The sequence below is a fragment of the Kineococcus anabasis genome (assembly GCF_054590795.1).
The window spans coordinates 219,834-233,365 of record NZ_BAAIHU010000007.1; the positions used below are offsets into that span (position 1 = coordinate 219,834).

The following is a 13,532-nucleotide window of genomic DNA, read 5'->3' on the forward strand; positions in this document are numbered from 1 at the left end:
CGATCCTGTCACGGGCGGTCCCGCCCCGGGCGGCGCGGCGGGGGCGGACACCCGTCACGGACCGGGCGCCGGCCCGGAGGAACCCCGCACCACCAGGTGGGTGGGCAGCAGGACCCCCGCCGAGGGGGGCGGTCCCTCCAGCCGCGCCAGCAGCAGGTCGGCGGCGTGGTACCCGGCGCGCTCCAGCGGGACGGCGACCGTGGTCAGCGACGGGCGCACGAGGTCCGCGCCGAACACGTCGTCGCAACCCACCACGCTCACCTCGCCGGGCACCTGCACCGACCGGTCCGCCAGCCGGTCCAGCACCCCGAACGCCAGCAGGTCGTTGAAGGCCAGCAGCCCCGTCGCCCCGCAGCGCAGGAGGGCGTCGGCCGCGGCGGCACCCGCCTCCCGCCGCGGCGCGTAGGGCCCCAGCGCCGTCAGGTCCACCCCGAGCCGGCGCGCGGCGGTGCGCAGCGCGGAGCGGCGCCGCCGGTCCGACCAGGAGGTGCGCGGCCCGGCGGCGTAGGCGACGTGCCGGTGCCCGAGGGAGACGAGGTGGTCCAGCGCCTGCACGACGCCGCCCGGGGTGTCGACGACGACGTGCGCACCGGGCAGCGAGCGGTTGACCGCCACGAGGGGGACCTCCCGGGACCAGGCCAGCAGCCGCTCCTCGGCGACCCGGGGCGCGGCGAGCACCACCCCGTCGGTCCCGCTGCGCAGGCGGCGCAGGGCGCGCTCCTCCGCGTCGGCGGACTCCTCGGTGTCGACCAGCACGTGCACGTAGCCGCCCTCGCGCAGCCGGGCCTGCATGCCGCGCACGATGCCGAACGCGAACGGGTTGCCGAGGTCGGGGACGAGGAGCGCGACGGTGCCGGTGCGCCCGGAGCTGAGCGCACGCGCCGGGGGGCTCGCGGCGTAGCCGAGGCGCTCGGCCGCCGCGAGCACACGCGCGGCGGTCGCGGCGTTCACCCGTCCCGGGCGGGTCAGCGCCCGGGAGGCGGTGGACACGGCGACCCCGCTGGCGGCGGCGACGTCCCGCAGCGTGACGGGGCGCTCGGTGATGGGGTCCTCCTGCTCGTCACGCCGACGGGTGCGCCGTCGATCCGCCGGCGGGCCGCCATCCTCGCCGCCCGACCGCCCCGTGGCAACGGATGGCAAACGGTTGCCACCCCGGGCGCGGCGTTCCTAGGCTCGGCGGGCGCCGGCGCCGGCGGTCCGCGCGCGCCGGCGGGCCGACCCCGACGCGATGCAGGTGATCCCATGACGACCGACGTCTCCCCGGCCTGGCTGCCCGACGCGGCCCTGGCCCCCCTCGGCACCGGGACGGTGGCGCTGCTGGCCCCCGACCTGCACGACGCGCCGGTCCTGGCCACGGTCGCCGGCGAGCTGCGGCGGGCCACCGCCCGGCACGGCGGCCGGGTGGTCGCGGAACCCGGCGCCGCCGCCGGTGCCACCGTCGTCCTCGCGACGCCCTCCGGGCTGGCGGCCCTGCCCGACGGCGCCCTGCCCGCCGAACTCGCCCGGGACGCGGCGCGGACCACACCGCTGTCCGCGGAGGGTTTCCGGCTGCTGGAGGCCGGCGGCACCGTCGTCGTCGTGGCCACCGCCGCGCCGGGCCTGCTGTACGGCGCGTACGCGCTGCTGCGCCCCCGCGCCGCCACCGAGGGCCCCCGCGACGAGGTGCACGAGCCGGTGCAGCCGCTCCGGATGCTCGACCACTGGGACAACCTCGTCGTGCACCCCGTCATGGGCCACGTGGAGCGCGGCTACTCCGGGGGGTCGATCTTCTGGGCCGACGGGCGGCTGCGCGAGGACCTGACCCGCGTGGAGGCGTACGCCCGGCTGCTCGCCTCCACCGGCGTCAACCGCGTCGCCGTCAACAACGTCAACGTCCACGCCACCGAGGCGCGCCTGCTCACCGACGGCCTGGACGACGTGGCGCGCCTGGCGGAGGTCTTCCGGCCCTACGGGATCCGGGTGCACCTGTCGGTGTCCTTCGCCGCGCCGATCACCGTCGGCGGGCTCGGCACCTCCGACCCGCTCGAGGAGGACGTGCGGCGCTGGTGGGCGCAGGCGGCCGGCCGGGTGTGGGAACGGATCCCCGACTTCGGCGGGTTCGTCGTCAAGGCCGACTCCGAGGGCCAGCCCGGGCCGTTCGCGTACGGCCGGGACCACGCCGACGGGGCGAACCTGCTGGCCCGCGCCGTCGCCCCGCACGGCGGCACGGTGTTCTGGCGGGCGTTCGTGTACGACCACCGCCAGGACTGGCGGGACCGCTCCACGGACCGCGCCCGCGCCGCCCACGACCACTTCGCCCCCCTCGACGGGCGCTTCGACGCCAACGTGGTGCTGCAGGTGAAGTACGGCCCGCTGGACTTCCAGGTGCGCGAGCCCGTCTCCCCCGTCATCGCCGCGATGCCGCGCACCCGGGTGGCGGTGGAGCTGCAGGTGACGCAGGAGTACACCGGCCAGCAACAGCACGCCTGCTACCTGGGCACCCAGTGGTCGGAGCTGCTCGGGTTCCGGCCCTGGGGCGGGAGCGGGCCGGACGTCGCCGACGTCGCCGCCGGGCGCGGGCCGGGATCGCGCGCCGCGGGGCTGGTCGCCGTGTCCAACGTCGGCACGGACGAGTTCTGGACGGGGCACCCCCTGGCGCAGGCGAACCTGTACGCGTTCGGGCGCCTGGCCTGGGGCCCGGACCTCGACCCCCTCGCGGTGCTGGACGAGTGGATCGCCCTGACCTTCGGCGCCGATCCGCAGGTCGCCGCGGTGGTGCACGAGGTGCTCGACGGCTCGTGGCGCACCTACGAGGACTACACCGCCCCCCTCGGCGTCGGCTTCATGGTGCGCCCCGGCCACCACTACGGCCCCGATGTCGACGGGTACGAGTACACCCCCTGGGGCACCTACCACTTCGCCGACCGCGACGGGATCGGCGTGGACCGCACCCGCGCCACCGGCACCGGCTACACGGGGCAGTACCCCGCGCCGTGGTGCGACGTGTACGAGTCGCTGGAGACCTGCCCGGACGAGCTGCTGCTGTTCTTCCACCACGTGCCGTACGGGCACGTCCTGCACGACGGGACCACCGTGGTGCAGCACGTCTACGACACGCACTTCCGCGGCGCGGAACGGGTGGAGGAGATGGCCGGCGCCTGGGAGCGGGTGCGGGGCCGGGTGGACGAGGCGGTGTTCGCCCGGGTCGCGGAGCGCCTGGCGGAGCAGCTGCGCTGCGCGCGGGAGTGGCGGGACCAGGTGAACACGTACTTCCTGCGCAAGTCCGGGGTGCCCGACGCCCACGGGCGGACGATCCACCGCTGAGCCGCACCGCTGAGCGACACCCGGGACGTCCCCCTCTGCTCCCGCCCATCTCCGGGTTTCGGCGACCGCAGCGGCCCTGCGGACCGCCCGAACCCGGAGATGGGCGGGCAGGAGGGGCGCGCCGAGCGCCGAAACCCGGAGACGGGCGGGCAGATGGGCGGGCAGGTGGGCGGGCAGGGCGGGAGGGCGGGGCGGGTGGGAGCGGTCAGGGCTCCGCGACGAAGCGCTCCCGGACGTGCGCCAGCACCGGCTGCTCGTTGCGCACCAGGCAGAACGTCAGCACCGACGCCAGCAGCACGACGACCGCGTCGAACGTCACCCACGCGATCCCGGTGCACAGCACGAGCAGCGACAGCAGCCCCAGGGTCGGCAGCGGCCGGGCCACGAGGGTCAGCACGGAGATCCGCGCGGCGTCGCGCCACCGGAACGCGAACACGGCCGCGACGACGGTGGTGCGCACCGCCCACAGCAGCACCAGCGCGCCGAGGACGACGTAGCCGGGGGTGAACGCCGCGGCCAGCCCGATCGTGCCGCGGTACGCCACGTTGACCGCCAGCACGGTGAGCACCGCGAGCGCGGGCACCCAGGTGCGCAGCGCGTCGGCGGCACCGAGGCGGTAACCGCGCAGGAAGTGCCGCGCCGGGGAGGTGTCGCGCTCGGTGAGGAACCGGCGCCACGCGAACACGGCGGCGGCCAGCGCCGGTCCCACCGGCAGGGCGCTGGCGGCGTACAGCGGCAGGTTGCTCGCCTCGGGCGCCAGCAGCAGCGCCGCGGCGAGGCCGGGTGCGGTGGTGAGCACGAGCAGCAGTTCCACCACGACGAACCAGTGCACGACCCCGGTGACGTGCGACAGCGGGCCCTCGCCGAACTCCCGGGCAGCTCGCGTCACGGCGCCCACGGTAGCCGGTCCCCGGGGCGCTCCCGGACCGCCGGTGAACCCCGCCGGAAACCCCTCCCGGGTCCGGCCGGGAACTCTGGCAGGATCCGGGCATGCCGCTGGAGGACGCCGACCGCTGGGTGCACACGTGGGTGGCCGCGCCGCAGGCCGCCGAACCGGAGAACCTGCCCCCCGCACCGTTCGCGCGGCCGGGACGGACCTTCGCGGACACCACGCTGCGCCAGACGGTCCGCACCACGCTGGGCGGCTCCCGCCTGCGCCTGCGGCTGTCCAACGCGTTCGGCGGGGCCCCGCTGCCCCTCACCCGCGCGGCGCTCGCGCTGCCCGACGGCGGGTCGGGTGCCCGGGCGGTGCTCCCGGGGACGTCCCGGGCCGTGACGTTCGGCGGGCGGGCCTCCACGACGGTTCCGGTGGGCGCTCCGGTGGTGTCCGACCCCGTCGACCTGGCGGTCCCGGCGGGCACGGACGTGAGCGTGACGCTGTACCTGGCCGACGGGATCGCCTCGGAACAGGTCACGTCCCACCCCGGTTCCCGGACGACCTCGCACCTGCTGGCCGGCGACCACACCGGGGCGGAGGAACTGCCGGGCGCGGTCCCGGTGGAGCACTGGTACCTGCTGGGCGGGCTGGAGGTGTTCCGGGAGGAACCGGCCGGTGCGCTGGTCCTGCTCGGGGACTCCCTGACCGACGGGCGCGGGTCCACGACGGACGGCAACGACCGGTGGCCGGATCTGCTGGCCGCGCGGTTGCGGGCGCAGGGGAGGGACCTCGCGGTGCTGAACCAGGCGGCGGGCGGGAACCGGGTGCTGGCGCACGGTGTGGGCCCGGCCGCCCTGGCGCGGCTGGACCGCGACGTCCTCGCCCTGGGCCGGGTGCGCTGGCTGGTGCTGTTCGAGGGCGTCAACGACCTCGGGACGGCGGAGGCGACGCCCGCCGCGCAGCGTGCCGTCGCCGCGGACCTGGTGGCGGCCTACGAGCAGGTCGTGCTGCGGGCCCGTGCCCGCGGCATCCGCGTCGCCGGCGCGACCACCGCACCGTTCGGCGGGCACGAGGGGTACGACGACCCGGCGGGACTGCGGGCGGCGGCGCGGCACGAGGTGAACACCTGGGTGCGGGAGGGCGGCCGTTTCGACGCCGTGCTCGACCTCGACGCCGCCGTGCGGGACCCCGCCGCACCGGACCGGCTGCTGCCGGCCTACGACGGCGGGGACCACCTGCACCTCAACCCCGCCGGGTATGCGGCCCTCGCGGGCGCGGTGCCCCTGGACCTGTTCCGCTGAGGAGCCGACCGGTCAGGACACTTCGACGACCAGCACGTCGGTGGGGTCGAGCACCAGCGTCTCGCCCGCGACGACGCGGCGCCCGGTGAGCAGGTCGACACCGCTCGTCGCGGCGGGCACCTCCACGCGGGTGTCGCCGTGGTGCAGGAGGAACTCGTAGCGCCGCCCGTCCACCTCGCGGACGGTGTGCTCCAGGCCGGGGACGTCGGCGAAGGGACCGAGGAGGCCGTGGCGGTGCAGCACGTGGCGCAGCACCCGGTCGAGCCCGGCCTGGTCGAGGCAGGTACCGACGTACCAGGCCTCCCCCGCGGCCTCCCCCGTGCCGAGGGTGTTCCGGGTGACGGCGGCGGTGCCGGCGTAGAAGTCCGCGCCGTAGGTGCCGACGACCTCGGCCCCCTGCGGCAGCACGAGGTCGAACACGAGGGTGGCCTCGCTGACGAGCTCCGCGCCCGGGTCGCCGGGGATCGCCAGGCGGACGGGGTTGACGACGTCCGGCGCCCGGGCGTCGGTCTCGTCCACGCGGATCCCGAGCAGGTCCGCCAGCGGGCCGGGCACGTCGGCGAGGAAGGCGTTGTCGTCCTCGTCGACCCGCCCGGACAGGACCGTGGTGACGAGGGTGCCGCCGCGCTCGACGACCTCCTCCAGCCGCCGGGCGAGGTCGCCCTTCAGGACGTGCAGGAGGGGGGCGACGACGACGTCGTAGCGGGACAGGTCGGCGGTGACGGGCACGACGTCGACCTGGGCACCGGCCTCCCAGAGGGCGCGGTGGTAGGCGATCGCGGTGGCCTGGTACCGCACGTGCCGGTTCGGCCCGTCGGAGATCTCCACGGCCCACCAGGAGTCCCAGTCGAACAGCAGCGCGACCCGGGCGGGGGTGCGCCCGCCCAGGAGCCTGTCCCCCGTGCGCTCCAGCTCCGCCCCGAGCTGCGCGACCTCCCGGAAGGAGCGGGTGTCGGTGCGGCCGGCGTGGTTGAGGACGGCGCCGTGGTACTTCTCGCTGGCGCCGCGGGAGGCGCGCATCTGGAAGAACAGGACGGCGTCGGCGCCGTGGGCGACGGCCTGCCAGGACCACAGCCGCATGATCCCGGGTCGCTTGACGGGGTTGACGTCGCGGCAGGCGGTGACGGTGGGGGTCTGCTCCATGAGCCAGAAGGGCTGCCCGTCCTTCAGGCCCCTCATCAGGTCGTGGGTGAGGGCCGTCCGGGAGGCGGAGCGGTCGTCGGGCGGGTAGTTGTCCCACGAGGCGAAGTCGAGGTCCGCGGCCCACCGGTGGTAGTCCAGCGGGCGGTACATGCCCATGAAGTTCGTCGTCACGGGCAGCGCGGAGTGCTCCCGGATCGCGGCCTTCTCCTCGCGGTACGTGCGCAGCATCGCGTCGGTGGTGAAGCGCAGGTAGTCCAGCGTGATGCCCTGGAAGGCCGTGTGGTCGGGCCCGCGCCAGTGCTCTGACAGCGCGTTCGGCGGGACGATCTGCGCCCAGTCCGTGAACCGGTGGGACCAGAAGGTCGTGTTCCACGCCTCGTTGAGCCGTTCCAGGGTTCCGTGGCGCTCGCGCAGCCACTCCCGGAACCCCGCGGCGCACAGCTCGCACCAGCACGCCCCGCCGTACTCGTTGTTGACGTGCCAGGCGATCACGGCGGGGTGGTCGCCGAAGCGGCGGGCCACCTCGCCGGCGAGGGCCGCGGCGAGCCTGCGGTAGGCCGGGGAGCTGGGGCAGGCGTTGTGCCGCTGGCCGTAGACGTGGCGGCGGCCCTCGAAGTCGGTGCGGCACACCTCCGGGTGGCGGTGGGCCAGCCACGGCGGCAGCGCGCCGGTCCCGGTGGCGAGGCACACCTGGCGACCCTCGGCGTGCGCCCGGTCGAGGATGCGCTCCAGGACGCCCAGGTCGTAGACGTCCTCGGCGGGCTGGGTGAGGGCCCACACGAAGACGCCGACGGTGAGGGTGTCGATGCGGGCGAGGTCGAAGGCGGCGTGGTCCTGCGCCCAGACGTCCTCGGGCCACTGCTCGGGGTTGTGGTCGCCGCCGTAGGGGATGCGCCGGGTCTGCGGGAGGGTCATCGCTGGTCCTCGTGCTGTCGTGGCTCGCGCCGGGCAGGGACGGGGACGGCCCGGCCGCCTCCGCGGGTGCGGGTGCGTCCGGGCCGTCCGGGGCGGGTCAGCCGTTCTTCTCGGCGAACCGCTTCTGGGCGTCGTTGACGACCTTCAGGTACGCGTCGACGTTGGCCGCCTCCAGCTGCGCGAGGTAGGCGTCCCACTCGGCGATGTCGCGCTGACCGGTGATGAACTGCAGGGTGGCCTGCGTCGTCAGGTCCGTGAGAGTGGTCTGGTAGAGCGACACCTGCTCCCGCTCGACCTCGTTGAACGGGAAGGGCGGCGGGACCTCCACCCGGTCCTTGGCCGTCATGGCCTCCTGCCAGGCGGCCTCCTCCTCGTAGAGGTTGGAGTTGACGAGCTCCTGGGTGGAGCCGGAGGCGAACAGGTACACGCCGTTGAAGAAGCCGAAGTCCTTCTGCATCTGCTTCGGGGCGCCGGGGTTGAGGCCGGTGAAGGTGACGTCCGCGGCGGGGGCCCGCTTGCCGCCCTCGTCGGTGTACGTGGTGCCCTCCACGCCCCACTTGGAGAACTCCAGGCCCTCGTCGGAGTAGTACAGCCAGTCGATGAACTGCATCATCGCGACGAAGTCGTCGTTCTCCTTGGCCTTCGAGGAGACCATCAGGCCGTTCTCCAGGCGGGTGCCGCCGACGACGTCCCCGGCGGGACCGGACGGCTGGAGGATCTTGGACAGGCCGTACTTCCCGGCGCCCACGCTCGCGTCCAGCGCCTTGCGGGCGCTGAGGATCTCCTGCGAGTTGGTGCTGATCACGTAGGACTGCTGGTTGGCGAGCTTCGCGAGGGCCTGCTCGTCGGTCTGGGTGAAGCTCTCGGGGTCCAGCAGACCCTCCTCGACCAGGCTGCTGAAGTACTCCACCATGGCCTTGTACTCGTCCGTGGAGCCCGTGTAGACGAACTCCCCGGCCGACTCGTCCCAGGTGACGCCGTCGCCGTAGCCCCAGCCGGCCTCGGTGCCGAAGGCGGGGGCGGCGTAGTTGAGCAACGCCTCGCCCTGCCAGCGGTCGGAGAACGGGGTGGACTGCGGGAACTTCTGCTTGATCGCCCGCAGCGCCTCGCGCAGCTCGTCCCAGCTCGTGGGCTGTGGCAGGCCGACCTGCTGCAGGACGTCGGTGCGGATGCCGACGGTGTAGTCGGGGCGCAGGCTCTCCAGCAGGCCGGGCAGCAGGTAGAACTTGCCGTCCTCCTGCTTCAGGGACTCCAGCTCGTCCTCCAGGCCCCACTTCTCGACCTTGTCCTTGAAGTTGGGCAGGAGGTCGATGTAGTCGCTGACCGGCAGGATGGCGCCGGAGGCGACGTAGGCGGCCTCCTGGCCGGGGTAGGTCACCGGGATGAAGTCGGGGGCGTCGCCGGCGCCGATGACGAGGCTGCGCCGCTGCTCCCAGTCGCTCAGGGGCGCGAGCGTGGTCTCCAGGGTGACCTTGTTCTTCTCCTGCAGCGTCTCGTAGAAGAGCCACTCCGGGTTGTTCGGGTAGTTCGGGTGGTCGCGGTAGAGCAGCGAGAAGGTCACCGGCTCGGTGGCGACGAAGGTGTCGCCCACCCCGTAGTCGGCCATGGCGCCGGTCTTCTTCTCCGAGACGACCTCCTCGGCCTCCTGGCCGCTGTCGCCCCCCGAGCAGGCGCCGAGGCCGATGACCAGGACCGCGGCGGCCGCCGCGCTGAGGGTTCTCCTGCGTGTGGTGGACATGCTGTTCCCTTCTCGAACTTCTCCGGTCGCCGCCCGGGGACGCGGGAGGACTGGTGGACCTGGGGCCGGGCCTGCGGGCGGCCGGGTTCCGGCCGGTGCGCGGTCAGCCCTTGACCGCGCCGAGCATCACGCCCGACACGAAGTACTTCTGGATGAACGGGTAGAGGGTGACGATCGGCAGCACGGTGAGGACCATCGTCACGGCCTGGATGTTGGCGGCGACCTGCGACAGGTCGCCCTGGGCGACGCCGCCCACGGAGGTGGCCGTGGTGGCCCCGGCGATCATGTTTCGCAGGTAGACGGTGACCGGGTACAGCTCCGCCCTGTCCATGTACAGGAAGGCGCTGAACCAGGAGTTCCAGAAGGACACCGCGTAGAAGAGCACCATGGTCGCCAGGACCGCCTTGCTCAGCGGCAGCACGATGCGGAAGAAGATCCCGTACGTCGTGAGGCCGTCGATCGCGGCGGCCTCCTCCAGCTCCTCGGGCAGGTTCTCGAAGAACGCCTTCATGACCAGCAGGTTGAACACGCTGATCGCGTTGGGCAGGACGATCGCCCAGAGGGTGTTCTTCATCCCCAGCTCGTTGATGAGCACGTAGTTGGGGATGAGGCCGCCGTTGAAGAACATCGTGAAGACCGCGATGCCGATGAGCAGGTTGCGGCCCTTGAGGTGCTTCTTGGAGATCGCGTAGGCGAAGGTGGTGGTGAGGACCATGGAGATCGCGGTCGCCACCACGGTGTAGACGACGGTGTTCCTGTAGTTCGTCCATAACATGGCGTCGCCCATGACCACGCGGTAGGTGTCGACGTTGAACCCGCGCGGGACGAGGTTGACGCTCCCGGAGGAGATGGCGCCCTCGGAGGAGAAGGACTGGGCGACGATGTTGACGAAGGGGTACAGCGTCACGAACACGACGCCCAGCAGGAACGCCGCGTTGACGACCCGGAAGGCGCGGTAGCCCCTGGAGTCCTGGATGCCCCGGGCCGCCGGGGTGCGCGCCGGCCGGCGGGGGAGGGTGGTCGGGTCGGTGGTCACCACAGGCTCGTCCCCGCTGCTCGGCGCGAGATCGCGTTGGCGGACAGGATGAGGGTCAGGCCGATGACCGCCTCGAAGAGGCCGATCGCGGCGGCGTAGGAGAAGTTGCTGGACAGGATGCCCACCCGGTACAGGTACGTGGAGATCACGTCGCCCGTCGGGTACACCAGCGGGTTCTGCAGCAGCAGCACCTTCTCGAAGCCGACGGCCATGAAGGTGCCGATGTTGAGGATCAGGAGCGTGATCATGGTGGGCCGGATGCCCGGCAGCGTGACGTGCCAGGTCTGCTTCCAGCGGTTGGCGCCGTCGATGCGCGCGGCCTCGTAGAGGTTCTCGTCGATCTGGGTCAGGGCGGCGAGGTAGAGGATCGTCCCCCACCCGACGGTCTGCCAGACCTCGGAGCCGATGTAGATCTCGCGGAACCACTCCGGGCGCTGCATGAACGGGACCGGGTCGGCACCGAGGGCACCGATGATCTGGTTGACGGTGCCCTGCACGGACATGATCTGCAGCACCATGCCGGCGACGATGACGATCGACATGAAGTGCGGCAGGTACGAGACGGTCTGGACGAACCGCTTGAACCGGCGCGAGCGCAGCTCGTTGAGCAGCAGCGCCAGGACGATCGGCATGGGGAAGACGACGAGCAGCGTGAGCGACCCCAGGACCAGGGTGTTCCTGAAGACGTTCCAGAACGCCGGGTCGTTGATGAACAGCTCGACGTAGCGCAGGCCCACCCACTCGTCGCCCAGGATGCTGCCGCCGGGGCGGAAGCGCCGGAAGGCGATGACGTTGCCGATCATGGGCAGGTAGCGGAAGACCAGGAAGAACAGCAGCGGCAGCAGGACGAGGGAGTACAGGCGCCAGTCCCGCCGCAGGGCCTGACCCCAGGTCTGCCTCGGCTGTCGCACCGGCGGTGCCTGCGCCCCCAGCGCCACCGCCGCGGCGTCGCCGGCGGTGCCGGGGCCGACCGGTGCCGTGCCGTGCCGCGCCGCGTCCCGCGGCTCCGCCGTCGTGGGCCGCTCCATGCGCACCTCCACCCCACACCGCTGTGGGAATCGAAAGTTTCGACTGGTACGTCGATACAGGCGGTGACCATAGGCACGTCATCGCCGCAGGTCAAGCCCTTGCAATCCTTTGCGGCTGGTGCATCGTTGTGTCATCTGTCGGCCGCCGGGCGTCCCGACCTCCGGAAGGTTCCGGGAACTTCCGGTCGGATCCGGACGGGCACTGCTACCTTGTCTCGAAAATTTCGAGCCCTGAGATGCCGTGGAGACCGCTCATGACGACCGACACCACGCGCCCGGGCGAATCCGCAGCCGCGCGGTCCACCATCTCCGCCATCGCCGCGGAGACGGGCGTGTCCGTGGCCACCGTCTCCAAGGTCCTGAACGGGCGCACCGACGTCGCCGCCGCCACCCGCGCCCGCGTCGAGGCGGCCATCGACCGCGCCGGCTACCAGCGCCGCCGCGGGCGCAACCCCACCGGTCCCCGCCTCGTCGAGCTCGTCTTCCACGAGCTGTCGGCGTGGGGCGAGGAGATCATCAAGGGCGTCGAGGCCGTCGCCGCCCCCGAGCGCGTCGCCCTGGTCCTCTCCGAGCTCGGCGGCGCCCACCGCCCCCGCCAGGAGTGGCTCGACGACGTCCTCGCCCGCCGGCCCCTCGGCATGATCCTCGTGCTGTCGGGGGTGGACCCCGTCCAGCGCCGCCAGCTCGTGGCCCGGTCCATCCCGTTCGTCGTGGTCGACACCGCCGGCGAGCCCTCCCCCGACGTGCCCACCGTCGGCTCGGCGAACTGGAACGGCGGGCTCGTGGCGACCCGGCACCTGCTCGGCCTCGGGCACCGGCGCATCGCCGTGGTCTCCGGCCCCTCGGACGTGCTGTGCAGCCGCGCCCGCATCGACGGCTACCGCTCCGCGCTGGACGAGGCGGGCATCGCGGTGGACCCCGCGCTCGTGCGGTACGGCAACTTCCACGCCGGGGGCGGCTACGCCCACGGCCGCGACCTGCTCACCCTCCCCGACCGCCCCACGGCCGTCTTCGCCGGCAGCGACTACCAGGCCCTCGGCGTCCTGCGCAGCGCCCGCGAGCTCGGGCTGCGCGTCCCGCAGGACCTCTCGGTCGTGGGCTACGACGACCTGCCCCTCACCGGGTGGATCGACCCGCCCCTCACCACCGTCCGCCAGCCCCTGCGGGAGATGGCCGCCACCGCCACCCGGATGGTGCTCAGCCTCGCCCGCGGCGAGGTGCCCACCAACCTGCGCATCGACCTGGCCACCGAGCTCGTCGTGCGCGAGAGCACCGCCCCGCCGCCCGCCTGAGGACCCCCGCCCGCCCGGGAACCCCGCCGGGCGGGGTTGCCGCGGCCGGCCTCAGCTCCGTGGCAGGGCGCGCGGGAACGTGAACCGCGTCGTCACGCGGTGCGCGAACAGCACCGAGTCCGGCGGGCGCGCGGCGAGGTCCCCGAAACCGGCCGCGCCGAGCAGTCCCCCGCGAGCGGGCGGTACCCCCACGTCGTCCAGGTCCAGCACCTCCGCGCGCCGCAGCGGCCACGGCTCGTGCTCGTTCGCCACCCACCACGTCCGCCCGGCGTGCGCCACGTGCAACCCGAACCGGGCCGTGACGAAGTGCCCGAGCCCCGCCTCCGGCGCGTCCGCGGGGAGCGCCTCCCCCACCCGCACCGCGACCCGGCTGCGCGCCCCGCGCGGGCCGGGCCAGCGGGTGCGGGCCGTCCACACCAGCTCCCGCGCCCCCTCGCGCACCCGTTCCGCGCCGCGCATCCGCGACCACCGGTACGGCAGGCCGAACACCGCCCGGGCCCCGAGGACCGACCCGAGGCGCGCGGCGTCCAGGCTCGCGAACACCACCCCGCGCCGCCCCGCGGCGTCCCGGGAGTACAGCCGCACGTTCGTCTCCCAGAACGTGCCCAGCCACGGCACGGCCGGGCCGCGCGCGGCTCCCAGGCCCACGAGCCGGAACGGGATGAGCCCGACGTGGGAGCGCCCGTCGAGGACGTCGGGCACCGTGCCGGGCGGCAGGTGCGGCGCGACGCGCTCCGGGTCCACCGCCCAGTGCAGGAACGCCACGTCGCACCAGTCCTGGCGCATCATGACCGCACCCTCCAGCGGCGGGGCCTCGACGGGCAGGGGACGCGGGTGCGGGCCGGGCGCGGAACCGCCGGACGGGGAGGTCACGCCGCGATCCTGTCAGCCGCCACCGC

At 73.8% G+C, this 13,532-nt stretch carries 10 protein-coding genes; 3 read left to right on the plus strand and 7 right to left on the minus strand.

What is annotated here, in order from left to right:
* Positions 1-54: 54 nt before the first annotated feature.
* A complete protein-coding gene (locus tag ACYQBY_RS11830) occupies positions 55-1,044 on the minus strand; it encodes a LacI family DNA-binding transcriptional regulator (protein ID WP_459644390.1) in 990 nt (329 codons plus the stop codon).
* Positions 1,045-1,242: 198 nt separating this feature from the next.
* Between ACYQBY_RS11830 and ACYQBY_RS11835 the strand changes: the two genes are divergently transcribed.
* Positions 1,243-3,303, plus strand: coding sequence for an alpha-glucuronidase (locus tag ACYQBY_RS11835; RefSeq protein ID WP_459644050.1), 2,061 nt, complete (start codon positions 1,243-1,245; stop codon positions 3,301-3,303).
* Between the two features lie 205 nt (positions 3,304-3,508).
* On the opposite strand, the gene ACYQBY_RS11840 is transcribed toward ACYQBY_RS11835, so the two are convergent.
* Positions 3,509-4,192, minus strand: coding sequence for a glycosyl transferase (locus ACYQBY_RS11840; protein WP_459644051.1), 684 nt, complete (start codon positions 4,190-4,192; stop codon positions 3,509-3,511).
* Positions 4,193-4,293: 101 nt separating this feature from the next.
* Here ACYQBY_RS11840 and ACYQBY_RS11845 point away from each other — a divergent pair, with 101 nt between their 5' ends.
* Positions 4,294-5,481 (plus strand): SGNH/GDSL hydrolase family protein, encoded by a 1,188-nt coding sequence (locus tag ACYQBY_RS11845; RefSeq protein WP_459644052.1) that lies wholly within the window; start codon positions 4,294-4,296, stop codon positions 5,479-5,481.
* Positions 5,482-5,493: 12 nt separating this feature from the next.
* On the opposite strand, the gene ACYQBY_RS11850 is transcribed toward ACYQBY_RS11845, so the two are convergent.
* The 4 genes from ACYQBY_RS11850 to ACYQBY_RS11865 all read right to left on the minus strand — a co-directional run bounded on the left by ACYQBY_RS11850 (position 5,494) and on the right by ACYQBY_RS11865 (position 11,341).
* Positions 5,494-7,539 (minus strand): beta-galactosidase, encoded by a 2,046-nt coding sequence (locus ACYQBY_RS11850; protein ID WP_459644053.1) that lies wholly within the window; start codon positions 7,537-7,539, stop codon positions 5,494-5,496.
* 97 nt (positions 7,540-7,636) lie between these two features.
* Positions 7,637-9,277, minus strand: a complete 1,641-nt coding sequence (locus ACYQBY_RS11855) for an ABC transporter substrate-binding protein (RefSeq protein ID WP_459644054.1) — start codon at positions 9,275-9,277, stop codon at positions 7,637-7,639.
* Positions 9,278-9,380: 103 nt separating this feature from the next.
* The gene (locus tag ACYQBY_RS11860) at positions 9,381-10,316 is read right to left on the minus strand and encodes a carbohydrate ABC transporter permease (protein WP_459644055.1); all 936 of its coding nucleotides are present in this window, start codon (positions 10,314-10,316) and stop codon (positions 9,381-9,383) included.
* On the minus strand, positions 10,310-11,341 hold the full coding sequence (locus ACYQBY_RS11865; protein WP_459644056.1) for an ABC transporter permease: 1,032 nt from the start codon (positions 11,339-11,341) through the stop codon (positions 10,310-10,312). The genes ACYQBY_RS11860 and ACYQBY_RS11865 overlap by 7 nt, the downstream gene beginning before the upstream one ends.
* A gap of 254 nt (positions 11,342-11,595) precedes the next feature.
* On the opposite strand from ACYQBY_RS11865, the gene ACYQBY_RS11870 reads away from it, so the two are divergent.
* Entirely contained in the window at positions 11,596-12,633 is a 1,038-nt protein-coding gene (locus tag ACYQBY_RS11870) for a LacI family DNA-binding transcriptional regulator (protein ID WP_459644057.1), read from the plus strand.
* Between the two features lie 51 nt (positions 12,634-12,684).
* Here ACYQBY_RS11870 and ACYQBY_RS11875 read toward each other — a convergent pair whose 3' ends face one another.
* Entirely contained in the window at positions 12,685-13,506 is an 822-nt protein-coding gene (locus ACYQBY_RS11875; protein WP_459644058.1) for a YqjF family protein, read from the minus strand.
* Positions 13,507-13,532 lie beyond the last annotated feature (26 nt).